At 69.5% G+C, this 24,107-nt stretch carries 20 protein-coding genes and 1 pseudogene; 13 read left to right on the forward strand and 8 right to left on the reverse strand.

The genetic code is table 11. The annotated features are described in order from the left end of the window. Positions 1-176 precede the first annotated feature (176 nt). The 3 genes from E1258_RS12680 (at position 177) to E1258_RS35405 (ending at position 1,531) form a co-directional block, all read left to right on the forward strand. Complete coding sequence (locus E1258_RS12680) at positions 177-539, forward strand: hypothetical protein (protein WP_132399898.1); 363 nt, start codon at positions 177-179, stop codon at positions 537-539. A gap of 113 nt (positions 540-652) precedes the next feature. After that, entirely contained in the window at positions 653-1,276 is a 624-nt protein-coding gene (locus E1258_RS12685; protein ID WP_132399901.1) for a response regulator transcription factor, read from the forward strand. Between the two features lie 123 nt (positions 1,277-1,399). Continuing rightward, complete coding sequence (locus tag E1258_RS35405; protein ID WP_256370993.1) at positions 1,400-1,531, forward strand: hypothetical protein; 132 nt, start codon at positions 1,400-1,402, stop codon at positions 1,529-1,531. Between the two features lie 124 nt (positions 1,532-1,655). Here the strand turns inward: E1258_RS35405 and E1258_RS12695 are convergent, their stop codons facing one another. Both E1258_RS12695 and E1258_RS35830 read right to left on the reverse strand, forming a co-directional pair. Then, on the reverse strand, positions 1,656-2,030 hold the full coding sequence (locus tag E1258_RS12695) for a DUF4259 domain-containing protein (RefSeq protein WP_132399904.1): 375 nt from the start codon (positions 2,028-2,030) through the stop codon (positions 1,656-1,658). Positions 2,031-2,158: 128 nt separating this feature from the next. Further along, complete coding sequence (locus E1258_RS35830) at positions 2,159-2,437, reverse strand: hypothetical protein (protein WP_371688608.1); 279 nt, start codon at positions 2,435-2,437, stop codon at positions 2,159-2,161. A gap of 218 nt (positions 2,438-2,655) precedes the next feature. Here E1258_RS35830 and E1258_RS12705 point away from each other — a divergent pair, with 218 nt between their 5' ends. From E1258_RS12705 to E1258_RS33285, 7 genes are all read left to right on the forward strand, one after another. Continuing rightward, positions 2,656-2,967: a hypothetical protein gene (locus E1258_RS12705; RefSeq protein ID WP_207919530.1), complete on the forward strand. Its 312-nt coding sequence runs from the start codon at positions 2,656-2,658 to the stop codon at positions 2,965-2,967. A 6-nt stretch (positions 2,968-2,973) separates the two neighbouring features. Then, on the forward strand, positions 2,974-4,125 hold the full coding sequence (locus E1258_RS12710; protein WP_132399907.1) for a hypothetical protein: 1,152 nt from the start codon (positions 2,974-2,976) through the stop codon (positions 4,123-4,125). 363 nt (positions 4,126-4,488) lie between these two features. Next, complete coding sequence (locus tag E1258_RS35410) at positions 4,489-4,713, forward strand: transposase (protein ID WP_371688609.1); 225 nt, start codon at positions 4,489-4,491, stop codon at positions 4,711-4,713. Between the two features lie 120 nt (positions 4,714-4,833). Continuing rightward, entirely contained in the window at positions 4,834-5,361 is a 528-nt protein-coding gene (locus E1258_RS12720) for a DUF6244 family protein (RefSeq protein ID WP_132399910.1), read from the forward strand. 185 nt (positions 5,362-5,546) lie between these two features. After that, positions 5,547-5,957: a hypothetical protein gene (locus E1258_RS12725; protein WP_132399913.1), complete on the forward strand. Its 411-nt coding sequence runs from the start codon at positions 5,547-5,549 to the stop codon at positions 5,955-5,957. A gap of 13 nt (positions 5,958-5,970) precedes the next feature. Beyond that, positions 5,971-6,426, forward strand: coding sequence for a SitI3 family protein (locus E1258_RS12730; protein ID WP_132399916.1), 456 nt, complete (start codon positions 5,971-5,973; stop codon positions 6,424-6,426). A 122-nt stretch (positions 6,427-6,548) separates the two neighbouring features. Beyond that, a complete protein-coding gene (locus E1258_RS33285; protein ID WP_165949742.1) occupies positions 6,549-6,893 on the forward strand; it encodes a hypothetical protein in 345 nt (114 codons plus the stop codon). 275 nt (positions 6,894-7,168) lie between these two features. On the opposite strand, the gene E1258_RS12740 is transcribed toward E1258_RS33285, so the two are convergent. After that, positions 7,169-8,167, reverse strand: coding sequence for a YafY family protein (locus tag E1258_RS12740; RefSeq protein ID WP_132399919.1), 999 nt, complete (start codon positions 8,165-8,167; stop codon positions 7,169-7,171). A 62-nt stretch (positions 8,168-8,229) separates the two neighbouring features. Here E1258_RS12740 and E1258_RS12745 point away from each other — a divergent pair, with 62 nt between their 5' ends. Then, positions 8,230-9,375 carry an epoxide hydrolase family protein gene (locus E1258_RS12745; RefSeq protein WP_132399922.1) on the forward strand — a complete coding sequence of 382 codons (1,146 nt, stop codon included), beginning with the start codon at positions 8,230-8,232 and terminating at the stop codon, positions 9,373-9,375. A 146-nt stretch (positions 9,376-9,521) separates the two neighbouring features. Here the strand turns inward: E1258_RS12745 and E1258_RS35835 are convergent. From E1258_RS35835 to E1258_RS12770, 5 genes and pseudogenes are all read right to left on the reverse strand, one after another. Continuing rightward, a pseudogene (locus E1258_RS35835) lies at positions 9,522-9,887 on the reverse strand (PfkB family carbohydrate kinase); the annotation flags it as partial. A 111-nt stretch (positions 9,888-9,998) separates the two neighbouring features. Further along, a complete protein-coding gene (locus E1258_RS12755) occupies positions 9,999-11,435 on the reverse strand; it encodes a condensation domain-containing protein (RefSeq protein WP_132399925.1) in 1,437 nt (478 codons plus the stop codon). Between the two features lie 151 nt (positions 11,436-11,586). Beyond that, positions 11,587-12,339: an ABC transporter permease gene (locus tag E1258_RS12760; protein ID WP_132399928.1), complete on the reverse strand. Its 753-nt coding sequence runs from the start codon at positions 12,337-12,339 to the stop codon at positions 11,587-11,589. Next, a complete protein-coding gene (locus tag E1258_RS12765; protein WP_132399943.1) occupies positions 12,329-13,156 on the reverse strand; it encodes an ABC transporter ATP-binding protein in 828 nt (275 codons plus the stop codon). Before E1258_RS12765 ends, E1258_RS12760 begins: the two co-directional genes overlap by 11 nt. 309 nt (positions 13,157-13,465) lie before the next feature. Next, a complete protein-coding gene (locus E1258_RS12770) occupies positions 13,466-14,254 on the reverse strand; it encodes an AfsR/SARP family transcriptional regulator (RefSeq protein ID WP_132399931.1) in 789 nt (262 codons plus the stop codon). 661 nt (positions 14,255-14,915) lie between these two features. On the opposite strand from E1258_RS12770, the gene E1258_RS12775 reads away from it, so the two are divergent. Together E1258_RS12775 and E1258_RS12780 are read left to right on the forward strand one after the other, a co-directional pair. Continuing rightward, entirely contained in the window at positions 14,916-19,886 is a 4,971-nt protein-coding gene (locus tag E1258_RS12775; protein WP_132399934.1) for a type I polyketide synthase, read from the forward strand. Next, positions 19,883-24,107: type I polyketide synthase (locus tag E1258_RS12780; RefSeq protein WP_132399937.1), on the forward strand; the 4,225-nt coding region annotated here is incomplete at its 3' end. The genes E1258_RS12775 and E1258_RS12780, both read left to right, overlap by 4 nt.

The following is a 24,107-nucleotide window of genomic DNA, read 5'->3' on the forward strand; positions in this document are numbered from 1 at the left end:
TTATAAGAGACAGGCCCCTGCCAGTCCGGATGATCGGCCGGCCGGGTGCCCACCCACGCCGCCCACGGGGGAAATCGGATCACCGTGGGCGAAAAACCGGGTAGATCGGACCGGAGTCCGGGCACATCCGGACGCGGTGCCTTCCGCCTCCACCGTCGGCCTGGTGCACTCGACCGGTGTCGGCTGATCCGGATGCACCGGCGAACCCGTTCGCCGGTGAGCTTCTGCTCACCCTCGCCCGCGAGGGGCGGTTCGTACTGGACGCGGCCCAGGCCGACCAGGCCATAGCCGAGCTGGAACGCACCCTCTCCGCCGTACGTGCCCGGCTCCGCATCCTGCGCATCTGGCGGCACGTGCCGACCCAGCGGGTGGACGAGATCCCCGACGATCTCGCCCTGGACGTCGTCGATGCCATATTCGCCGACCAGCTCGCGCCCGGTCGGCTGGAGCTGGCCGCGACGGAGATCCCCAAGTACATCGAGGCGCTGCGCCGGGCCCGGCTGGTGCCGCCCGGGGCGGGGCGGGCCGGCAACCGCTGAGCACCGTGGCCGCGAATCTTCACGCGCCGAGGACCCTCGTGAAGGTGGTGTGGAGATTTTCTGAAGGGGCGTTCCGCAGACTTCCACCGCAGCCATCAGACACGGAGGTTCCGGTGGAGAAGGTTCGGCTTGTCCTGCAGGCGGCAGACCCGTTCAGCTACGCGGGGCTCGACAGCTTCCTGCGGTCCTGTCCGGCGGTCGAGCTGCTGCCGGCCGCCGATCGCGCGGGTGCGCAGGTGTTGGTGTTCGGCTGCGAGCAGCTGACCGTGGACGTGGTGGCGACGCTGCGGCGCTCGGCTGCCCAGACCGGCCTGCCGGTGGTCCTCGTACTCCGGGAGATCACCGAGAGCGAGTTGCTCACGGCGGTGGACTGCCGGGTGGTGGCCGTCCTGCCGCGAGCGGCGGTCACCACCGAACGGCTGGCGCACAGCGTCCTTGCTGCGGCCAACGGCGGCGGCGTCATGCCGCCGAACCTGGTCGGCGAGTTGCTCAAGCACATCGATCGGCTCCAGCGCGAGGTGCTCGCCCCGAACGGCCTCAACGCCTCCGGCCTCACTTCGCGCGAGGTCGACGTGCTGCGACTGATGGCGGACGGGTTCGACACCGGCGAGATCGCCGGCAAGCTCTGCTACTCCGAGCGGACCGTCAAGAACGTCATCTACGGGGTCACGCACCGGCTCAAGCTGCGGAACCGTTCCCACGCGGTCGCGTACGCGCTGCGCGCCGGCATGATCTGACCCGCGTCGAGGTCTGCCGTAAACCCCACAACCATTGGTTGTCGTGGCTGGCGTGTCGGTTGCCTGCTGCCCGGCCATGGTGTTTGGTGAGATCGTCACATGCCTGGTGCGACAACTCAGCGGATGTATGTCCAGACCCCGGAGTTCGCCCGCGTCGCAAAGCGGATGCATCAGGTCGCGGACCTGACGTCGCGGTTGAACGTGCTGCCCTTCGGCGACGCGGAGCTGCCGGTGAGCCGTTGCATGCGGGCTTGACGGCGCAGGTGGCGGGGGGAGCCGCGCCTCCACGCCCCGCCCCACCTGCCTGTCGGCAGACGGGTGACGACCATTGAGGAGATGTCCGTACCTGCTGTGGGTAATGCGGGAGACGGCCGGAGCGTCACGCCTGTTCGGCCTTGGCCAGTTCGGTGAGCTGGTCGAAGGTTCGGACGAGGTGGGCGCGCCGCTGTTCCTTGTGGTCGGGTGTGGGCTCCAGGTCGTCGATGGCCTCTTCCCAGACGGTCAGGAACTTGGTTTTCCAGTCGGCGATGGTGTCCGGGGCGGGCAGATCGACCCCGACGTAGTTCTGTTGTGCAATGAGGTGGAGCAGTTCGAGGTTGCAGGGCACGGCGACGCCCCAGTATTCGTCGGGCTCGATCTTGACGGAGTCGCCGGACATCGCCTCGGCGACTTCGGCGATGAGTCGGTCGGTCAAGCTCCCCAGATGGTCGGCCGCGGTGTCGTTGTCGAAGTTGCCGTTTCCCCAGCTTCCCATTGTCCTCCGCCTGTCGTGCCCGCTTGTCCTGTGGATTGAACCAGGTCGGTACGACCTGTGGCAGCGGCGGAGTGGCGCCCGTCCCTGGCCGCCTTGATCACCGGCGCGTCGGCCGCCATGATCCTGCCTCAGGCGATCGTCTCGGTCGTCGGGACGGTGGTGTTCGTGCTCCTCGTCGGCCGCGACGGTAAGGCATTCCATCGGGTCGGACCGCCCACCACCACTGGCCAGGACGATTCCGTACGCGCCCACCACGCGACATACGTATTTCGCCAACCGCCGGCGACCGCGGGCATCCACTTGGCAGCGCCGGTACGGGCGTTGTCCCAGCGCACGGCGTACACGTCGGCCCGGGCCCGGAACCGGTCGGCAGACAACGCCAGCTTGTCCTGCGCCGGCGAAGCCATGGTGACCAGCCCTGGCGGCTCAACCGGCGCGGACAACTGCTACGGCGGCGCAGAGGTGTCCTGGCCGCGCAACTCCAGCAGACGCGCCAGCCGGGCGTTCTCCGCCCGTAACCGCTTCACCTCACGCCGAAGCGACGAACTCGGCCACCGAACCCATACCGACCATCCTCGCGCATCAGGCTCCGCACACCCCGCCACCGGTCCGATATCCTCCGCCAATGGCATCGAAAGGCAACGCCGCGCTGGAGGCGATGATTGAGGAAGCCACGGTCGACGCATACGGCGACGACGAGCAGCTCACCGGCCTGTTCACCATGATCGAGGAACATCTGGCGGTGCCGTTCACCACCACCGTCCTCGGCGTCGAGGCCACCGTGCGGAAGATCGACCTGACCGCGGACAGCATCGTCGCGGTCTGCGCCAGAGGCCGCCACCGACAGAGGATCGACCTACTCGACCTGCGGCTACCCAGTCCAGCACCCGAGGGCGCCGCGTGGATTGACGCATACCGGCACTGGGCCGGGAGGTAGGTCACGGTGAGCGAGTACCAGTACTACGAATTCACCGCCGTCGACCGGCCCCTCACCTCCCGCGACCAGGCCGAGCTGCGGTCGTTGTCCACCCGCGCCGACATCACCGCCACCAGCTTCGTGAACACCTACCAGTGGGGCGACTTCAAGGGCGACCCGCGCAAGCTGATGCAGCGGTACTTCGACGCGCACCTGTACCTGGCGAACTGGGGCACGCGCCGGCTCATGCTGCGGCTACCGAAACACGTGCTCGACCCCGCCACCGTCGCCCAGTACTGCCAGGGTGACAGCGCGTCCGCCTGGACCACCGGCAAGCACGTCATCATCGACCTTCACAGCGAGGATGAGGACGGCGCCGACGAGTGGGACCTCGACGGCCACGGTCTGCTCACCTCCATCATCCCGGTCCGGGCATGCCTCGCAGCCGGCGACCTGCGCCTGCTGTACCTGGCCTGGCTGCGCTGCGTACAGTCGGAGGGCGTCGCCGACGACGAGCCGGAGCCGCCCGTCCCGGCCGGGCTGGGCATCCTCGACGCGCCCCTGACGGCGGTCGCCGAGTTCCTGCGCATCGACCCCGATCTGATTTCGGCTGCGGCGGCCGGGTCGGCGCCCGCAGCCTCCGGCGAACCGACCGCTGCGCAACTACGCACCTGGGTCGTCCGGTTGCCCGCTCGGGACAAGGACGCCATCCTGGCCGACCTGATCACCGGCGGCGACGGCCACCTGCGCAGCCAACTGTTGCGCCGCCACCGCGACGCGCACCCCACCGACGCGTCCAACCCGACGGCCGCCCGTACCGCCGGGGAATTGCTCGCCACCGCCGCGGACCTGCGCGCCGAACGGGAACGCCGCGACGCCGAGCAGCGCGAACGCGACCGGGTTCGCCGGGAACAGTCCGCAGCAGCAGCCCGGCAACGGCACCTCGACACCCTCGCGGTCGACCAACCCGCCGCATGGCAGCGGGTCGACGAACTCATCGCCACGAAGAAACCCCGCGAGTACGACACCGCCGTACAACTCCTCGTCGACCTGCGCGATCTCGGCGAACGCGACGGAGACAGCACATCGTTCCGAAACCGGCTGGCCGAGCTACGGGCGGTGCACGCCCGCAAGCCCAGCCTGCTCGAACGCCTCAACCTCGCAGGCCTCGACGCCTGACGTATGGTTTCGCCGCCCGGTAACCGTCGCCGCAGTGCGGGAAGGCCGTGAGGCGGCCGCGGCCTACCGGGGCCGCCCCGGACAGCCGACGCCAACGGCAGCAGCCTCCAGAAGCCCGTTCGGACCCGCAACCAGACATCGAACTGTGTCGTTTGCCGGGTTGGACCCGGAGGGTCGGGTGACTGTCTGGGTGTGTGCTGCCGATGTCATGGCCAGTAGGAGTAGGACGCCCCGGCCCTCGCTGATGACCGCTGTATCAGCACTGGATGGGAACTTGCGACCGATCGCCCTTTCCGAAGTTGTGGCTACTGAACCGCGGCGGGTCCACGCCCCTGACCAAACGACCCGAGAAGGTGAAGCCCGATGGGCAGCCTGTGGGCCGGCGTTGACGTCGGCAAGACCCACCACCACGTGTGCGTCGTCGACGACGACGGCACCGTGGTGATGTCCGAGAAGATCCCCAACGACCAACACGCCATCTCCGACATCGCCGGACGGCTCGGCAAACGCCGCAAGCCGATCCGCTGGGCCGTTGACCTATGTGGCGGACCAGCGTCGCGCCGCCCCTGTCGCCGCGACTGTGGCTGACGAACGCGACTGCTCGCATCGCGGCGGCGCCGGCCCCGTCGTGTCTGGTGGCCCCGCAGAGACCCCGGTAGGTTCAGCTGTCGAGCACCTTCACTGTCATCGATTGGGGATGTCGGCTACGTGTCGCACATCGAGAACATCGCCGGTGAACTTCGCGGGTTGATGGCCGGGGTCGAACGCGCTCAGGGGTTGGCGGCCGCGGCCGACAGGCAGGCGCAGGAGGTGTCGTTGCGGGCTGCGGGCGCTGGCTTCGCGGCGGTGGCGGCGGGCGCGGTGCGGGTGCGGCGCGCGATCATAGGTATCCAGGGCGGTCTGGGTGGGCTCGGCGGTTCGCTCGGTGAGGCGGCGAAGGCCACCGCGGCGGTACCGAACGAGGCCACTCCGCAGGAGACGATCGCCGGGCTGGCCCCTGTGCAGAGCGCCGTGGACAAGGCTCGTGAGACGGCTGCCGGGGTCATCACCGGAGTCGGTGAGGCGCAGCAGCTCGTCGCCGGGATCCTGCGGGGTGGGCAGCCCGGGCCGCTGCTACAGGCCCTGGACAGCATCAAGCAGGTCCTGGTGCTGGTCGTCGCCGGCACCGGCGGCGCCCGGCAGTCCATCGAAGCGGCGATCGCCGAGGCGCGGCAGTTGGGCACGTCGGGAAACTGATGAGGGCTGGCCGTCATCCACCGGCCAGCCCTACCCCTCTGGTTCACGGTGATCCGCCTTCGACACCTCATTCTGCCGGCGACGAAGCTGTCGCTGACCCCGACCACGGCACGCCTTGGACCAGGAAGCCAACCGGTGTTCCGGGCGGGTCGCCGACCGGTCCAAGGACGAGAATTCCGCCCCGGTTGGACGACGAAGGGCGGCGTCCGTTGGAGCTCGAGAACGAATGCGCCGATATAGTCGCTGCCAAGAGCTACCGGGTCCACCAGAACCCCACCAGGCAGGAGATCGCCGATGCCCGGCTCCGTACCGGCGACTCGGGCAGTCCGAACAAAGACCCGGATTACCTGATCGAGGGTCATGTGTTCGATTGCTATTCGCCCACTCTTGGCAAGTCGGTACGGGGTGTCTGGAGCGAGGTCCACGCCAAGGTCGACAAGGAGCAGACCCAACGTGTCGTGCTGAACCTGCACGACTGGCACGGAGAGCTCGCCGCCCTGCGGACACAGTTCGACAACTGGCCGGTCGAGAGGCTGAAGGAACTCGTCGCGGTAACGCCGAGTGGCACGATCGTGCAGATCGTACGTCGAGACTGAGGAGAGGCGCGAGATGGCTGTCGAGTTCAGGTTGACCATGGCGGGTGACCTCCCCCTGGAACACGTGGCTGATCTCGTGGCGGCGGACACCGCCGAGAGGCCGAGGCCGAGCGGCACCAACCCGAGGCTGTTGAGTGCTCGGCTCTACGAGACGCGCGGCTACGCGCTGAGCGTCTACTCGGGCAACCAGGGCTACTTCGATGCCGAGGACGACAACGGCGCCCGCTGGGAGTGGCAGCCGGAAACGTACGTCGATATCGACTTCTCCATGCGGGCAGACGACGTGGTCGACAAGGGGATCCCGAACATGATGAAGGCCGTGGCCCGTGTGTTGGCTGCCCGGCAGGAGGACGCGGCGCTGGTCCAGAACGGCAACTGGCTGCTGCTGACCCGCGTCGGGGGCAGTCTCCGCAGACACCGCCCTACCTGGTGGAGTTACTACGGCGTAGAAAACCTCCTCACCCAATGACCAGAACCCATGCCCTACACCACGGCCTGCTGGTGACCACAGGCCGCGACGCCTTCCCACGCCAGCGGCGGCTGGCTGTCCGGAGGCCAAACTGCACGACACTCGACTGAGCCACCTGACAAGTGCTTGTTGACCAGTGGACGCAGCCCGGCCATCCGGGCGGCGACGAGTGCGATGGAGTGTGCGTCGGTGGCGTCGGTCATGCGGCCCTGACCGGTGGCGATCACCCGCGCCCGCGCGGGCAGCTTCGGCGGGACGTCAACGATCTGCTCGCCCTCGGCGAGCAGCCGAGTGGCGATGTGCCGGCCGATGCCCTGGCAGCCTTCGACAGCCCAGACCCGGTCCGGCCACTGCTTGGCATACTGACCGTCGCCGTGCAGCCGGCGCGGTCGGTGCTGAAACGGCCAGTGCCCAGGACAGCCTCGTCTCTGATCATCACCTCGATGGTGGCGGAGCGCTTGTGTTGATCCGAGCCGATGACCACACGCTGCGACGGGCTCATATGGCCCCTCCCTTGCTCGATCCGACAGGTCGTCGAGCGAAGAGGGCAACGCTACTTCGAGCTGCGCAAACCTTGCTTGAGCCTCTCCCTGCCCTGCAGCGACGCCCGGGACTGCGCAGGCCAAACGAGAGCCACACCAAGGTGGGCAGCCGATGTGGGAGCGACAGCCCGGACGTCTAGACCGAAGCCTGGCCGGGCCGCGGTCCTAGAGCAATGAAACAAGTAGCCGAAAGTAGTGCGTTACGTTTCGGCCCAGGCGCCACCTTCTGTTGTTGCCGGTGGGGTCGCGGCCCGTTCGGCCCGCCCCGCTATCTCCCGCAGGTGCGCCACCAGTTCCGGCGGCTCGTGCACCTCGAACTCGCAGCCGAGTGAGAGCAGTCGCCAGGCAGTCCACTCCAGGGTGTCGGTGTGGCTGCTGAGCCGGCAACTGCGCGCGTTGATCGGCTGTAGGTCGCCCGGGGAGTCGCCGACCCGCCCGCCCAGCCGCTCGACCGGCGCGTGCAGGGTGGCCACCGTCCGGTAGACCGGCGTCCGTTCGAGTAGCTTGCCGGTCACATACGCGGCCGCGTCCGCCGCCGGCAGCTCTCGCCGTGCGCTACTCATCCCGATGCTCTGCTGCTCACTGATGCGGTCGACCCGGAAGATCCGCCAGTCGTCGCGGTCGGTGTCGTAGCCGACCAGATACCAGCGCCGCCCGGAGGACACCAGCCGGTGTGGTTCCACCCGCCGCTCATTCTTCGTGCCGTCGTGCTTGCGGTACGTGAAGCACAGCTGCTCCCGGTGGGCGATGGCCGCGGCTAGCGCGGTGAGCCGCTCCGGGTCGACGGTGGGCCGCTCCCAGGTCAGCAGTGGCTCGGTCGCGGCGCCGAGTGCCCCTACCTGGCGCCGCAGCCTCGTGGGGAGAACCTGCTCCAACTTGGTCAGCGCGCGTACCGATGCCTCGTCGATGCCGGCCACGGCGTGCCGGGCCGCCGTGCGCAAGCCCACCGTGATAGCCACCGCCTCCTCGTCGTCCAGCAGCAACGGCGGCAGGGCCTTGCCGGCGACCAGCCGATAACCGCCGACGGCGCCCATCGTGGCCTGGACCGGGTAGCCCAGCTCGCGCAGCCGTTCTACGTCGCGGCGGACCGTGCGCAGGCTGATGCCCAGCCGGGCGGCCAGTTCCCTGCCGGGCCATTCGCGCGGGGTTTGCAACAGAGACAGCAGGGTCAGCAGGCGACCGGGGGTGTCAGAGGACATGGACCAAAGATGCCAGTCATGTGTGACAGATACTGACCTACATGGCCGTTAGCGTGGTTCGCATGACGCCATTTCGGATCGACATCCCGCAAGCCGACCTCGACGACCTGCGGGCGCGGCTCGCCGGGACCAGGTGGACGCGGCAACTGCCCGGTGACGGCTGGAGCCGCGGCGTGCCGCTGGACTATCTGCGAGAGCTGGCCGACTCCTGGGCGAACGGGTACGACTGGCGCGCTCACGAGGCGCGGTTGAACGAGTTCCCTCAGTTCCACACCGAGATCGATGGCTTAGACGTGCACTTTCTGCACGTTCGCTCGCCGGAGCCGGACGCACTGCCGCTGATCCTGACGCACGGGTGGCCGAATTCGTTCGTGGAGTTCACGGAGGTGATCGGGCCGCTGACCGAGCCGGCCAAGTACGGCGCCGACTCGGCGCAGGCATTCCACGTGGTGGTCCCCTCGGTACCGGGCTTCGGCTTCTCCCAGGCGCCACCGGAGACCGGCTTCACGATCAACCGGGTGGCCCGGATGTGGGCCGAGCTGATGCGCCGCCTCGGCTACGACCGGTACGGCATTCAGGGCGGCGACCTGGGTGCGTACATCGCTCCGGAGGTGGCCGCGGTGGATCCGGAGCACGTCGTCGGCGTACACATCGACGGTGGTTTCGGTTTCCCGACCGAGGCCGATGTGCCGGGTATGACTGCGGCGGAACGAGCCGAGTGGGAGCAGATGCAGCAGTGGATGAGCGGCGTGGACCATCACGCGCTGCTGCGGGCCGCGCCACAAACCTTCGCGTACGCCTGGAACGACTCCCCGGTCGGGCTGCTGGCCTGGATGATCCAGAAGTTCAAGGAATTCGCCTTCATGGTCTCGACTCCCGAACAGGCAATCGACCGGGACCTCATCCTCACCAACGCGAGCCTCTACTGGTTCACCGACACGGCAGGGACCTCGTCATGGCCGATGTACGAGCGCATGACCGTGGCCGGCGACGGCAGTTTCGTCTGGCCGAAGGGGCAGAAGCGGGTGCCGTCCGGCGTGTACGGGGGCGGCTCGACCCTGATGCGGCGACTGGCCGAGCGGGATAACACCATCGTGCACTGGCCGGAGAGCAACCCCGGTAACCATTTCGTGGCGATGGAGGTGCCGCAGACCCACGCGGCCGACATCCGCGCCTTCTTCGGCAAACTCGCTGTCTCCACCGGCTGAGTCGTTGGCGTAGCCGGTTCCGTCGCTAACCGGCCGGTCCATTGGCCGGAGGAAGGGGGACTGCGTAGTTTTCCGTGTTGACCTGGGTGTGGTCCGTTGGACAGGACGGCGTGCAGCCCTGCGAGTCTGCTGCTTACCTGCTCGCCGGTGAGTTCGGTGTCCGGGGCACGCGCGAGGATGATGCGGTTCTCCCCGTCAGGGTCGACCTCGATGACCGCGATTCCGGTCGACGCCGACGGCACGAGGTGGAAGCAGGACACGTCAACGGCCGCGTCGGTCAGGGCCCGGTACAGCAAGGCGCCCCGGTGGTCGTCGCCGACGTTGCCGATCAGGCTGGTGTGCGCGCCCACCCGGCTGGCGACCAGGGCCTGGTTGAGGCTCTTACCGCCGGCAGTTGTCGTCGCCGGCGACGACGCGAACGTCGTGCGGCCAGGAACCGGCGGCCCGGGAACCCGCACAGTGAGGTCGATATTGGCGCGGCCCACGACGGCGACACGCGGCACACCCCACACCTGCGCCGAACCGGGCGAGTGGCTCAACTGGCTGTAGCCAGGTGGTCGAGCTGCTTTGGGTGACTGGCTCCGGAGTCCGGATACTGGGACGAGAGTCTCTGGGGCTTCCAGTCACCGAGGTCGGGCGACGATCCTCTCCAGTTCTGCTTGATCGAGCCCTTCTACTTCGATCGCCGCGATCAGCAACGGATCGAGGCTGTCGAGTAAGGCTGACACGTCGCGTCGAGGGAGGGCGCTGGTGTCGGCGCGGAGCGTGAGGTCCGCGGCGCCGTCCCGCAGCTCCACCACTACTGCCAGTTTGACGGTGTAGGTTTCCAAGCCCTCGTTCCAGCTGATGCTTGTCTCCTCGGCCAGATCGAGGATCTCGCGATGGGTTCGTTCGTCATCCTCCATTACCGGACGGGTGTCGCTGCGTACTCGGACGTTGAAATAGCTGGACACCTCGAAGCCCTCTCGCTCCCGTGCCACCTCGGCCTGCAGGTCGTTGTAGCGCGCGACGTCGTACTGACTGTGGCGTTGCGCGGCCAGGGTGGCATGGGCGGTGGAGCGCACGATGTCCTCAAAGCGATGTCCAGCCACGTCCACACACACTGCACCCATTTCGGTTAGTGGGCCGACCAGGCCCTGCAACCTCGGCATGTGCCGATTGCTGAACATGACGGGCAGGCCGACGCTTGCCGTACCGGACCATGCGCCGATAAGCGCAATAACGGCGGCCATCAGCACTACGGGAGGCGAGCAGTTGCCGTACCGATGGGAAAAACGACGGGACAGAAGGTGGATGGCACTGAAGGCTGCCCTCGAAGACACCTTGCCCTCGCAGAAGCGAGGCAGGTCAGCAGGAACGCTCGAACGTGAGAATAGCGTCGCCGGGAACCGGTGCATCTGGTTCCGCCAGAAATGGAGCGAGCGTTCGCATAGCTGTGCGCCCATCTTGCCGGCCTCGAACTCCGCCTGGTCGACTGGCTGCCAGTCGCGGGAGCCGCGCCGGACCTGTTCGTTCGGATCGGCGAGCCCCAGTGCGTACCGCAGTTCGGTGCGCAGAAGCGCGGCGGACCACATGTCTGCCACCATGTGGCTCATCCGCAACGCCACCAGTCGTACCGTCTCATTCTCGGCGAGGATCACAGCGCAGAGCGGCAGATCCTGCATAGCGAAATTGATCTGGGACATCTCGCTAGAGAGCAGCTTGAATGCGTCCAGGTCGAACCGGGGGACTGTCCACAGTTCCATGGGTACGGTGCCGGACGTGAGCACCTGCTGCCGCAGGCCGAATGTGGCGCCTCCGTCTTCGACGAAGACCGTTCGCGTTGCCTCGAAGCGGTTGACCAGAGCGCCCACCGCCCTTGCGGCGCGGTCCGGTCGCATCCCGATCTCTTTGGCGATCGGCAGCACGATGTCGACGCACATGTAGCGGGTATCAGCTATGTTAGGGTTTGACAACCCGTTCCAGACCCACTGCTGTCCCCAGCTGAGATGGGTCGTGACAGACCGGTCGCCGAAGAAGTCCAGCGGATACGATTGGCGTTCGACAGCTACATTCGTCACTCTCTAAACCTCACACTACCTGCCGGCGTACCGGCACCTCGACTGTCGACATCCCTGCCTGTGCCGGATAGCGCAGGATACCTCGCCGGACGGCGAGGCAGGTGAGCCCACCACGGATTCACGGCACTTGGTCGGATGGGAAGAAACCTGGTCACGATCTCAGGTCGCTGAGTTCCCGGCTAAGTCGTATACAGGCGAACGTGCCGGCCAGAAGGCCGACGACCGCCAAGATTCCGGCTCCCTGCAAGGTGACTGCGACGTCTCCCCGAACCGAGCCCTTGAGCATGGAGATCGCCCAGTAACCCGGGGAGAATGGCGCTATCGCCTGCGCCCAGCGAGGCATCATCTCCACGGGTGCAAAAGACCCCCCCAGAGCGCTGACGGCGAGAGCACCGATATCACTTACCGCGCTGAGTTCGCCGTGGCTTCGAACGATGCTGGCCAGCGCCGACCCAATGGCGAGCAGAACGAGACCCCACACAAGAACGGCTAGTATGAATAAGCCAATGGAGCCATTGATCTCCATTCCGATGACCTGCGACCCATATAGCAGTAGTAGTGCCTGCTGCAAGACAAGAATCAGCAGGATGGGAACGGACTTACCTAGAAGGAGTTCGAACGTCGAGGACGGGGTAACCCTCAGTCGGTCCCATGTCCGCCAAGTCCGCTCACTGAGCAGTGACGAGGCGACGACCGAAATCGACAATACGGAGAACATGACAAGTAGCCCGATTACGGCGTGGCTCTCGCCGTTCGGCAACGCCGCCACAAAGAGTGGCTTGAAAACGAGCATCAAGATCATTGGCATGACCAGATAGCTCACAAGTTGACCGAGGTCGCGGCTTCTCAGCAACACGTTGTGGCGAATCAGAGCCATGGATCGAAACGCCATGTCACCGATCATGCGCAAGCTCCTTGTACAAGTCGTCAAGTGACGGCTGGCGTATATCCACCCGGCGTAGCGACTTCTTGGTCGTGCGTAACAGTTCCGCAAGCGTGCCAGCGGCATCCGTTGTGGACACCTCAAGAGTCTCGTCGTCGAAGTCGATCCTTATATTGCCGGGAAGGTCGCTAAGCAACTCCTGGGTCGTGCCCTGCGCTATCACCTGCCCGTTTCGCGCCACAGCAATGTCCGCCCCGAGCTCTATCAGCTCCGGGAGGTAATGAGTGGTGTAGACGATGGCCGCTCCTGCGGAGGCCCGACCCCGCAGCGCCTGGAGAAGTGCCTGCCTCGTCTCCGGATCCACCCCAGCCGTCGGCTCGTCCATGAGAAGCACCTGCGGACGGTGCAACATTGCGACAGCTGCCTGGGCGCGGCGCTGCTGGCCACCGGAAAGAATGCCGACTCTTCGGTGCAGGAAGTTGTCCAGCCGCAAGGCGGCGGTCACCTCATCAATCGCGTCGACGAGATGGCGCCGACGCAGCCCGTGGAGAGCCCCGAAGAGCCGAAGCGTCTCATAAGCGGTCGCTGTCGGATAGAGGGCAATCTGTTGGGGTGCTACGCCAAGCTGTCGTAGGGCTTTTTTGGGCTCCTTCCCATCGATTCGCGCGCTGCCGGAGTTGGGTTTAACGAGACCTGAGACGACGTTAGCGAACGTTGTCTTGCCTGCGCCATTGTGCCCTACAAGGCCGACGATCTGCCCAGAACCAACGTGGAGGGAGAATCCGTCGAGCGCCGTGACCTGACCATAGTGTTTGACCAGAGCGTCAGCTTCTAGCATATACACCTCGGGCTTCGCTCGTTCACCAAACCGGACACCGAGTCCGCGCCCTTCTGGCAACTGGTTGATATCGTTCCCTCAAATGCAAAGCTCACCGTGTTCATATTGGGCTCCCGAGGCGCGTAAAGCGATCGCATGCCTGAACTCTGAGATCTGGTTTCGCTACGCCCGCTAGCGGCCTGTTGCGCGGACCGCCGCATTCCTGCGGGTGCGCAGATTGCACTTCATTCCCTGGGTGCCTGGTTGTCGGAGGTGTGGTCGCCGCGGCCTGGTGGATCTAACGCGTTGTACAACCAACCGCCTCCGCTCTCATATATTGCCGCAACAGGCGAATCCGGGGTGCTCAAGCTGGTTGTCCTGCCGCAAAACAGCGAGGTGGATCCTCTTGAGGGCACCCGACGGCTCGATGCCGAAATCTGCGACCAGGCGCCGACGAATCGCCTCGTAGACGGTGAGTGACTCGGCTGTCCTTCCACCTCGATAAAGTGCGATCATCAGCTGCGCGTGCACCGTTTCCCATGTTGGATGCCTGACGGTCAGTTCGTGCAGTTCGCCAATAATCTGGTGGTGGCGCCCCAGGCTCAGCTCAAGTTGGATCAGTCTCTCGTGAACGGCGTTCCGTTCCTCCTCGAATGCCGTCGCAGCGCAGGCAAGGGTCACCGACTTCCGTAGATCGCGAAACGGGTCGCCGCGCCACAATGACAGGGCTTGCCGGAGCTGCCTGATCGCGGACTCCATACGACGTTCTCGGTCGCTTTTCCTCGCCTGGGCGACTAGGTCGCGAAAGTCGTGGACGTCCAGCTGGTGGCGTTCAAGATTGATTGCGTACCCACCCGGCGCCGTGACCACAGTGCCAGGATCGGCACCTGTGTTCGCCAGATATTTCCGTAACCTGGAGATATTGACGTGGAGTGCCGTGCACGAATCGCGAGGTTGCTCGTCGGGCCACAGGGCGCTCAGAAGTTGATCAGTCGAGACGAGGCGTCCCGCGTCGACGCATAGGCGAGTGAGCAGCAACCGTTGCCTAAGGGCAGTTGGCGTGATCATGCTGCCAGCGTCATTCGACACCTCTAATGGGCCAAGCAGCGAGATCTTCATCCGCAGAACCCCCGTATCGGTCCTGGACAATACATAAATGTTCTGGATCTTTTACCCAGGGAACCTACGGGATCACTCTTGCCCAGGCAAGGCTTGCGCTTTGAGCGCCGATGTGCATCGATGCCTGCCAGTTCAAGCCAGTCAGCCGTGAACACGGCCAGCGGGGTGAAAGTGATCTCCGCAGGGCTGTTGCCCAGTCGGTTGAGTGGCGGTTGAGCTGGGCGTTCGAGTGGTATCGGCTCGATGTGGAACGAGCGTGGTCTAGTACGCCAGCCGGAGATGTTGACCTTCGCTGAGCTGGGGCTTGGTGTGGTGTGTGAACGAGGGCGGCCGCTGTAGATCATCAGTGATTGTGTGGAACTGACCCCGGCGCGTGCGGTTGCGGGATGCGGGTAAATACCAACAACTCGGATGGACGACCTTGGTCCAGCGACCACCTGACAGTCACGCTTCGTGGAGTGCGTTATCCAGTCCCAGACGGTGCCGGCCGAGGGTGTCGAGCCCTCTCTCGGAGGGGATCTTCGCTGCTCAGCGATGGCTCAGAAAGCGAGGTGAAAGGGATTTGAAAACGAAGTGAAAGGGCGGCTGTCTACTCTCGGTCGCAGCCTGTCGGAAGCCCTGCCCGATAGCGATTCGGTCCGGTGTGACGAAGGGACAGTCGGTGCCTGATTCCGGCGAGATCGCGCGGTGGATCGTTGGCCGGCTGGCCGACCTTACCGGCCGTGATGCTCGCGATATCGACCCCACCGATACCTTCACCGGCCAGGGGCTCGCCTCGGTGGAGCTCGTCGGTCTGCTCGCCGAGCTCGAGGACCGGATCGGTGCCCCGATCGACCCCGCCCTGGCCTACCGTTGGCCCAGCCCGGCAGCGCTGGCCGCGGGCGTGTCCAGCGACCCGGCGACAGCCGCCGCGCCCGAACCCTCCAGCACCGCACAGTCGCACGACCCCGTCGTCATCGTAGGGCTGGCCTGCCGGTTCCCCGGCGACGCGGACACGCCGGAGGCGTACTGGGACAACCTGGTCAAGGGCGTGCACGCCGTCACCGAAATCCCGGACGCACGCTGGCACGAGCCGCCCGTGTTCGACCCCGACCGGCCCAGCTCCGGCCGCTACTCGTACACCCGGCACGCCGCGTTCCTGGCCGATGTCGCCGGGTTCGACGCCGCGCTGTTCGGTCTGTCACCGCAGGAGGCGCTACGTACCGACCCCCAGCATCGGCTGCTGATGGAGCTGGCGTGGGAAGCGCTGGAGAACGCCGGGCTGGCGCCCGACAGCCTGGCCGGCCGTCGGGCCGGGGTGTTCGCCGGCCTCATGGACTCCGGCCAGTACACCCGGCTGCAGCGGGACCTGCAGGGCGCCGACCTGCTCGCCGACCCGTATGCCGCACTCGGCGGAGCGCCCAGCGTCGCCGCCGGGCGCATAGCTCACCGCTTGGATCTGCGCGGCCCGGTCGTCACCGTGGACACGGCCTGCTCGTCGTCACTGGTCGCGCTGCACCTCGGTGTGCAGAGCCTGCGCCGCGGCGAGACCGACCTGGTGATCGCCACGGCGGCCTCCCTCATTCTGCATCCGGATGCGTTCGTGCAGGGCTGCGCGATGTCGATGCTGGCCCGCGACGGCCGCTGCAAGACCTTCGACGCCGATGCCGACGGCTTCGCCATGGGCGAGGGCGGTGGCGCGGTGATCCTCGAGCGGATGTCCGACGCCGTCCGCCACGGCCACCGCATCCGCGGCCTGCTGCTGGGCTCCGCCGTCAACTCCGACGGCCGCAGCAACGGGCTGACCGCCCCGAACATGGCGGCGCAGACCGCCGTTATCCGCGACGCCCTGGCCGACGCCGGGGTTCGTCCGCAGGACGTCGCCTTCGTCGAGGCGCACGGCTCCGGCACCGAACTCGGCGACGAGATCGAGCTGACCGCGCTGCGGGAGGTGTACGGCACGGCCTCGCGCCGTGCGCCGCTCTGGGTCGGGGCGGTCAAGACCCAGGTCGGCCATTTGCTGGCGGCCGCGGGCATGGCCGGTCTGATCAAGACGGTGCTCGCCCTGGAGCACGGGGAGCTTCCGCCGAATCTGCACCTGGCCACGCCGAACGGGGCAGTAGACCCGGACGGACCGGTCCGTCCGGTGCCGGGGCGGCTGGAACTATCGCCGGCCACCACGGCGACGGTCGCCGGGGTCAGCTCGTTCGGCTGGTCCGGTACCAACGCCCACTGCGTGCTCCAGGCCCCGCTGCGGCAGATCACCGCAGCGCAACCAGTGGCCCACGACGCATCGCAGGCAACCCTGCTGATGCTGTCGGCGGCCGGCCCCGACGCGCTGGCTGCGCAGGCCGCCAACCTGGCACGGCGCCTGGGCGAGGCGCCCGCGCCCGACCTTACCGATGTCGCCCGCACCCTGGACCAGGGGCGCTCCCGCCTGCTGGCCCGCCGCGCGCTGGTGGCTGCCGACGCCGCCGACGCCCTCGCCCAGCTGTCCGCCGCGCCCTTCACCCCCGGGCACCTGCTGCGCCACGCCGGCCACCGCCCGCGCGTGGCATACCTGCTGCCCGGCGTCGGCGACCAGCACCAGGGCATGGGTCGGCAGCTGTACGCGACCGAGCCAGCCTTTGCCGCAGTCGTGGACCGGTGCCTGGATGTGCTCGCTGGCGAGGGTGTCGATCTCGCCCCGTTCCTGTTCGCCGATCCGGCCCCGGTCGCCGGGGACGCCTTCGCCGCACTGGCGGCGGCCCGGTTGGCGTCCGCCCCGGACGCCGACCCGCTGTCGCGCGCCAGCCTGTCCCACCCGTACGTGCTCACCGTCGAGCTGGCCCTGGCCGCCCTGCTCGACGGCCGTGGTGTCCGTCCGTCCGCGTTGCTCGGCTACAGCCTCGGCGAGTACGCGGCCGCCTGCCTCGCCGGCGTGTTCACGCTGGAGGACGCGCTGCGCGTGGTGGTGCGGCGGGCCCGGCTCATCGAGTCCGTGCCACCCGGGGCCATGCTCGCTGTCGCCGCCGCCCCGGACGACCTCGACGACGTGCTCGACGGCGCGGCCGGGCAGCTGGCGGTCGCGGCTCTCAACGGACCCGCCATGACGGTGCTGTCCGGCACCGTCGCCGCGGTCGCGACGGCCGCGCGGCGGCTGGCCGAACGAAGGCTGGCCGCCGTGCGCATGCGGAGCGACCACGCGTTCCACTCGCCGCTGCTCGATCCCGTCCGCGCGGATCTGGCCCAGGTGATCGCCGGCGTCGCGCGCTCGGCGCCCAGCGTTCCGATCGTCTCCAACACCACAGGCACCTGGTTGACGGACGCCGAGGCGACCAGTCCGCGGTACTGGGCCGATCACCTGTGCCGGCCGGTGCGCTACGCGCAGGGCGCGGCCGAGCTGGCCAGGCAAGCCGATGTCCTGGTCGAGGTGGGTCCCGGTGCCACGCTGGGAACCCTGCTGCGGCAGAACGGCGTCATCGGGCACGACACCGCCGTGGTGACCGTGCTCCGCTCGCCCGAGGAGCTCCGCGCCCGGCCCGACCTCGCGGGCGAGCGGGAGACGCTGCTGCGTGCCCTCGGCGACCTCTGGGAGCGCGGCGCGGGCGAGCCCGGACACGGCGGTACCGGCCGGATCGTGAGCCTGCCGACCTACCCGTTCCAGCGCTCGCGCTACTGGCCCGAACCGGTCGCGCACGCCGTCCCCGCCCCCGCTCCCGCTGCGCCGTCGGCGCTGCTCACCTACGTTTCCGAGTGGATCCGCGACGACGTCCGGCCCGCCCCGGGCAGCCTCACCGCCGGCGGGCGCTACCTGATCCTGGCCGATGCGGAGGGGATCGGCGCGCAGCTGGCGATGCAGCTGCGCGCCGAGGGCGCCACCGTGCTGGAGGCGGCGCCGGGCGCGGGCTACCGGCGGGAGGGTGACCGGTGCACAGTCGACCCCGGCGACGGCGAGCACCACAGCCGGTTGGTTGCCGAGCTCGGCCCGGGTCCGCTGACCGTGGTCCACCTGTGGAGCCTGATCACACGGGCGCTGCTGGGCGGTGTCGGCGGCGGTTTCGACGCGACGCTCGATGGCGCGCTGCGCCACGGCTTCGACAGCCTGCTGTTGCTCATCCAGGCCTTCGGCAGTCAGGTGCGCGGATCCGACCTGCGCCTGCTGACGGTCTCGGCGGGCTGCGCCGAGGTCATCGGCGGGGACGCGTCCGCGCCTGAGCGGGCCGTGGTGCACGGGTTCGGGCGCAGCCTCGGCCACGAGTACCCGGGGGCCCGCTGGTCGGGTCTGGACCTCGAACCGGCCGGCTCCGCCGCCGACCGCGCCGCCGAGGTGCACGCCGAACTGCGGCGACTCGACCGGGGCGGCCAACCCACCGGTCCTGGGGCGCTAACCGCCTGGCGGCGTGGACGCCGGTGGACGCGGGCCTGGCGGCCCGAGACCGGCTCCGGGGCCCACCCCGACGCGCGGGCGGCCTGGCGGCCGGACGGGGTCTACCTCATCACCGGCGGCACTCGCGGGCTCGGGTTGGCGCTGGCCCGGGAGCTGGCCACCGGCGGGGTGCGGTACCTGGCGCTGCTGGGCCGGGGCCCGCTGCCGCAGGACGCGCCCCCGGCCCGCGACGACCGGCTCGCGGAGACCGCGCGCGGCGTGGCCGAGCTGACCGCGCTCGGCGCGCAGGTGCTGCAGGTGAGCGCCGACGCCGGCAACCCGGCGCAGTTGCGGGCGGCGATCGCGCAGGTGCGGCGGCACTTCGGGGCCCTGCACGGCGTCGTCCACGCGGCCGGCGTGCCCGGCGGCGGGCTCGTGCAGCACAAGTCCCCGGCGCAGGCCCGCGCCGTACTCGCCCCCAAGGTCGCCGCGCTCGGCCCGCTGCTGGAACTGGTGGGTCCGCACGCCGCCGCGGACGAGCAGCTGGAGCTTCTGCTCTGCTACGCCTCCGTGGTCGGCGAGGTCGGCGGGCCGGGCGAGAGCGACTACGGGGCGGCCAACGCGGTGCTCGACGCCTTCGCCGCCGCGGTCGACGACCCTGCGGGGACCCGCGTCTGCTCCGTGCTGTGGGGGCCGTGGCGACACGACGTCTGGCAGTCGGCCGCGCTCGCGCACTCGCCGCAGCTCGCCCGGGCCGTACGCGACTACCGCGACCGGCACGGCATCGACGAGTCCGCCGGCAGTGCCCGCGCGGCAGCGTTGCCCGCCGAGGGCCGGTCCACCGTGATGGTGGTCGGCGAGCCGCTGGACCTGCTCACCACGCGCTGGGTGCAGCTGCGCGCACCGGCGCCGCCCGAGGGCGCTCCCACCCAGGGGGCCGGCGGCTACCCCCGGCCGGTGTTGCGCCAGGCGTACGTCGCCCCGCGAAGCCCGCTGGAGCGGCAGGTCGCACGGGTGTGGGGCACATTCCTCGGCATCGAACAGATCGGCGTGCACGACCCGTTCTTCGACCTCGGCGGCAACTCACTGGTGGGTATGAGCATCGTCCGTGCGCTGGAGGAGCAGCTGCAGGTGAGCGTGCCGCCCGCGGCGCTGTTCGAACACCCCACCGTGGCCGCGCTCGTGGCATACCTAGGCGGTGAGCCCGCCGAGGCTGAGCCCGCCGCGGTTGGGGAGCGGGGCCGGCGCAGGCGGCAGGCGCGGACGGGCAACGGCAGTGGGCGAAGGCGAGGACCGGCGACGTGACCGACGAGACCACCACCGAGCTGTCCGGGACCGACATCGCGATCGTCGGGATGGCGGGCCGGTTCCCCGGTGCAGCCGACACCCGGCAGCTGTGGATGCTGCTGCGCGATGGCCGCAGTGGCATCACCCGGTTCACCGACGACGAGCTTCGCGCGGCGGGGGTGTCCGAGCAGCTGCTGGCCGACCCGGCGTACGTCCGGGCAGGCGCGGTGCTCGACGGGGTCGATCTGTTCGACCCGGCGTTCTTCGGGTTGTCGGCCAAGGAGGCCCAGCTGCTCGATCCGCAGCACCGGCTGTTTCTGGAATGCTCGTGGACCGCGCTGGAGGATGCGGGCTGCGATCCCGCCCGCTTCGATGGGCTGATCGGAGTCTTCGGCGGCGCGGCGTGGAGCACGTACCTCACCAACAACCTGCTGCCCAACGAGGCGCTGGTCGCCTCGACCGGGGAGATGGCGATCGGGCTAGCCAACGAGAAGGACTCGCTCACCACCCGGGTCTCGCACATCCTGGGCCTGGCCGGGCCGTCGATGGCGGTGCAGAGCTACTGCTCGACATCGCTGGTCGCCGTCGCGACCGCCGCCACCAGCCTGGCCGCCGGTGAGTGCGACCTGGCCCTGGCCGGCGGTGTCTCGGTCCAGGTGCCGCACCGGGTCGGCTACCTGTATCAGGAGGGCGGGATGACGTCGCCCGACGGCGGGTGCGCCGCCTTCGACGAGTCCGCCCTGGGCACGCCGGTCGGTAGCGGCGTCGCGGTGGTGGCGCTGCGCCGCTTGGCGGACGCGCTGCGCGACGGGGACCGGGTGTACGCCGTCATCCGTGGCTGGGCGGTCAACAACGACGCCGGGCGTAAGGTCGGCTTCACCGCCCCCGGCGTCGGAGGCCAGGCCGCCGTGGTGGCAGAGGCGCTGGCCAGCGCCGGTCTCGAACCAGGCGACATCGACTACATCGAGGCCCACGGCACCGGCACGGCGCTTGGCGACGCCGCCGAGCTGGCCGCGCTGCAGAAGGTGTTCGACGGGCAGTCCTGCCTGGTCGGGTCCGTGAAGACCAACGTCGGCCATCTCGACCGGGCCGCCGGCGCCACCGGCCTGATCAAGGCGGCGCTGAGCCTGCATCACGAGCAGTTGTCCGCCACGCTGAACTTCCGTACGCCCAACCGCCAGCTGCGCCTGGGCGGCGCGAGCCTGGAGGTCGTCACCGGGCTGAGGGACTGGTCCCGGAATGCGCTGCCGCGCCGGGCCGGGGTGAGCGCCTTCGGCATCGGTGGCACCAACGCACACGTGGTGCTGGAGGAGGCGCCGGCGACGGTCCGCGCGACGACCGGCGGCACCGGCGTGGAGCTGCTGGTGTGGTCGGGGCGCACCGCCTCGGCCGCCGATCAGCTCACCCGGCGGCTGGCCCGGCGGCTGAACGGCGACACCACCCCCGGACTACTCGCCGACGCCGCGTACACGCTGCAGGTCGGCCGGTCGGTCTGCGAGCACCGGCGCTTTCTCGTCGCCGTCGACACCGCGTCGGCCGCGGCAGCGCTGCGGTCGGAGCAGGACGTGGCCGCGCGGCAAGAGTCGCGTACCGACCGCCCGCTGTGGCTGCTGGCCCCGGGCCGGCACGCCGACCTGGGCTGGGCGCGGCGACTGTATGCCACCGAGCCGGTCTTCCGCGAGGCTATCGATGCCTGCCTGGCCTGGGCGGCGGTGCCGGACCTGGCGGTGAGCCCGCCGCCCGTGGCCGCGTTCGCTGTCGCGTACGGGCTGGGCTGCTGGCTGCGTGACCACGGTGTGGACGCGGCCGCGGTGCTCGGACACGGCCCCGGGGCCGCCGCGGCCGCCTGCCTGGCTGGCGTGCTGACCCTGCCTGACGCGCTCGCGGCCGCGCTGGCCGCCGCCGACGGGACCGCACCTGCGGGGCTGGCCGCCGCCGACGGGACCGATCCTGCGGCGCTGGCCGCCTGGCTGCGGTCGCACGTCACGTTCACCGCGCCCGCGATCCCGGTCCGGTCCCCGCTCACCGGGCAGCCGCTGGACGACGCCGCCGCCCGCGATCCTCAGGTGTGGGCGCACCTGCTGACCGCCGTGGACCTGGACGCCGCCGTGCCGGTCGGCGACGAGGAGGCAGTACTGCTCGAACTCGGCGCCGACGGGCGGTTGCTGGAGCGGATCGGCGGCCCCGGCGGGCACGCCGGGCTGCGCCTGTGCCTGAACGGCGGCCCGGCCGACGCGCAGCAGGCCGCGTATGCCCTGATCGGAGGGGTGTGGCTGGCGGGCGTGCCGGTGGACTGGGCGCGGCTGCGGCAGGAGCGCCCGCTGCGCAAGGTCGACCTGCCCGGCCACCCGCTGGACCGCCGCCGATACTGGATCGACCCGCCTGCTACGGTGCCGTCGCCCGGCCCGGCCACGCTGCTGCCCGCCGCGTCCGCCGCCGAGGAGATCTCGGCCGAGACCGGCTTTTTGAACGTGCCGGCCTGGGCGCCGGTGCGGTCGCCGGAGCCCGAGGCGTGGCCGGTCACGCCGTACGTGTTGCTGCTCGCCGGGGACGACCCGGTGGGCCCGGACCTCGCGGCTGGGCTGACGGAGCTGGGCGCGGCGGTGACCGTCGTGCGTCCCGGCCGCCAAGCGCGCCTGGCCGAGGACGGCTGCGTTGTCGATCCGGCATGCCCCGACCACCATGCCGACCTGGTCAGCTGGGCGCAGCAGCGGACCGGCGACCGGCCGGTGCTGGCGGTACACCTGTGGGCGCTCGACGCGATGGCTTACCCCGACCGGGCTGCGCTGCTCGGCTTCGCGAGTGTCGCCGCGCTGGCTCGCGCGCTGGGCGAGTCCACCCTGGATGGGCCGAGGCTGATCGCCGTCACCCGCAGGGCGGGCGCGGCGGCGCCCGGTGACGTGCCCGACCCCGACCAGGCGGCGATCGCGCCGGTGTGCCTGGTCGCAAGCCAGGAGTACCCGGGTCTACTCTGCCGTGCGGTGGACCTCGGCGGCTCGGCCGAGAGCGTGGTGGCGGCACTGCTGGAGGAGATCCGCCGCCCGGCGCATGAACCTGCGGTCGCCCTACGCGACGGGGCGCGGCTGGTCGCCCGGTACACGCCGGCGCCGCCTCCGGTGGCGGCCCTGTCGGCGATCCGTACGGGCGGGACGTACCTGGTCACCGGCGGGCTCGGCGACGTCGGCCCGATCCTTGCCGCGTTCCTGGCTGAGCGCGGCGCGGCACGGATCGTCCTCACCACCCGCGGCGGTCGGGACACGATGCCGCCGGCGCTGCGCGCCGTGACCGGGGCCGGGGCCGCCGTAGAGATCGCGGTCGCCGACGTCACCGACCCGGTGCGCATGCGCGAGATGGTCGCCGACCTCACCCGCCGGTACGGCCGGGTCGACGGGATCGTGCACGCGGCCGGCGACACCGGCATCGACGGCTTCGTCGCGCTGCGCGACCTGGGCGAGGCCGACATCGTCCGGCACTTCGCGCCCAAGCTCGGCGGGGCGCGGACGCTGCGCGACGTGCTGGCCGAGCTGCCGCCCGCGCAGTCGCCCGACTTCTGCCTGCTGTTCTCGTCGGTCGCTGCGGTGCTCGGCGGCATCGGGTTCGCCGCGTACGCCGCCGCGAACGCCGCGATGTCGGCGCTGGCGGCTGCGACCGCCGCCACGCCGGGCGCGACGCGCTGGCAGGCCGTGCAGTGGGACACCTGGGCCCCGACCGCCGCGCGCCTGTCCGGCGGGCGGGGCACCGCGTTCGTCGCGTACGCGATGACGGTCGAACAGAGCACCGCCGCCCTCGACCGCGCGCTGGCGTCTGCGTACCCGATGCTGATGGCGACCGCCACGGATCCGGCGCTGCGGCTGGCCAGCCGCCTGCCCGCGCCTGCCCGCGCGACCGCCGCCGTCGTCCGCTTCCCCCGTCCCGACCTGGCGCAGCCGTACGTGCCGCCCGCGCCGGGCGCTGAGGCCCGCCTCGCCGCGATCTGGGCCGAGCAGTTGGGCCTGCAGCAGGTCGGCGCGCAGGATCACTTCTTCGACCTCGGGGGCAACTCGCTGCTGGGACTGCAGATGCTTACGACTGTTGCCCGCGAGTTCGGCACGCGGCTACCGGCCGTGGCGCTGTTTGAGGCACCCTCCGTGCACAGCCTGGCCAGGCTGCTGCAGCCCACGCCCGCTGCCCCGGCTGCGCCCGCAACGGCCGCGCTCGCGGCCGCGCCTGCCCCCTCCCGGATCCCTCCCGGACCAGCCA

It is taken from the genome of Micromonospora sp. KC207, assembly GCF_004348615.1.
Taxonomy (GTDB): domain Bacteria; phylum Actinomycetota; class Actinomycetes; order Mycobacteriales; family Micromonosporaceae; genus Micromonospora.

Bases quoted from the DNA above. Each gene is read 5' to 3' on its own strand.
- E1258_RS12695 (WP_132399904.1), bottom strand. From the start codon at position 2,030: ATGGGAAGCTGGGGAAACGGCAACTTCGACAACGACACCGCGGCCGAC.
- E1258_RS12730 (WP_132399916.1), top strand. From the start codon at position 5,971: ATGGCTGTCGAGTTCAGGTTGACCATGGCGGGTGACCTCCCCCTGGAA.
- E1258_RS12765 (WP_132399943.1), bottom strand. From the start codon at position 13,156: ATGCTAGAAGCTGACGCTCTGGTCAAACACTATGGTCAGGTCACGGCG.
- E1258_RS12705 (WP_207919530.1), top strand. From the start codon at position 2,656: ATGGCATCGAAAGGCAACGCCGCGCTGGAGGCGATGATTGAGGAAGCC.
- E1258_RS12745 (WP_132399922.1), top strand. From the start codon at position 8,230: ATGACGCCATTTCGGATCGACATCCCGCAAGCCGACCTCGACGACCTG.
- E1258_RS12770 (WP_132399931.1), bottom strand. From the start codon at position 14,254: ATGAAGATCTCGCTGCTTGGCCCATTAGAGGTGTCGAATGACGCTGGC.
- E1258_RS35405 (WP_256370993.1), top strand. From the start codon at position 1,400: ATGTATGTCCAGACCCCGGAGTTCGCCCGCGTCGCAAAGCGGATGCAT.
- E1258_RS12740 (WP_132399919.1), bottom strand. From the start codon at position 8,167: ATGTCCTCTGACACCCCCGGTCGCCTGCTGACCCTGCTGTCTCTGTTG.
- E1258_RS35830 (WP_371688608.1), bottom strand. From the start codon at position 2,437: ATGGCTTCGCCGGCGCAGGACAAGCTGGCGTTGTCTGCCGACCGGTTC.
- E1258_RS35410 (WP_371688609.1), top strand. From the start codon at position 4,489: ATGGGCAGCCTGTGGGCCGGCGTTGACGTCGGCAAGACCCACCACCAC.
- E1258_RS12760 (WP_132399928.1), bottom strand. From the start codon at position 12,339: ATGATCGGTGACATGGCGTTTCGATCCATGGCTCTGATTCGCCACAAC.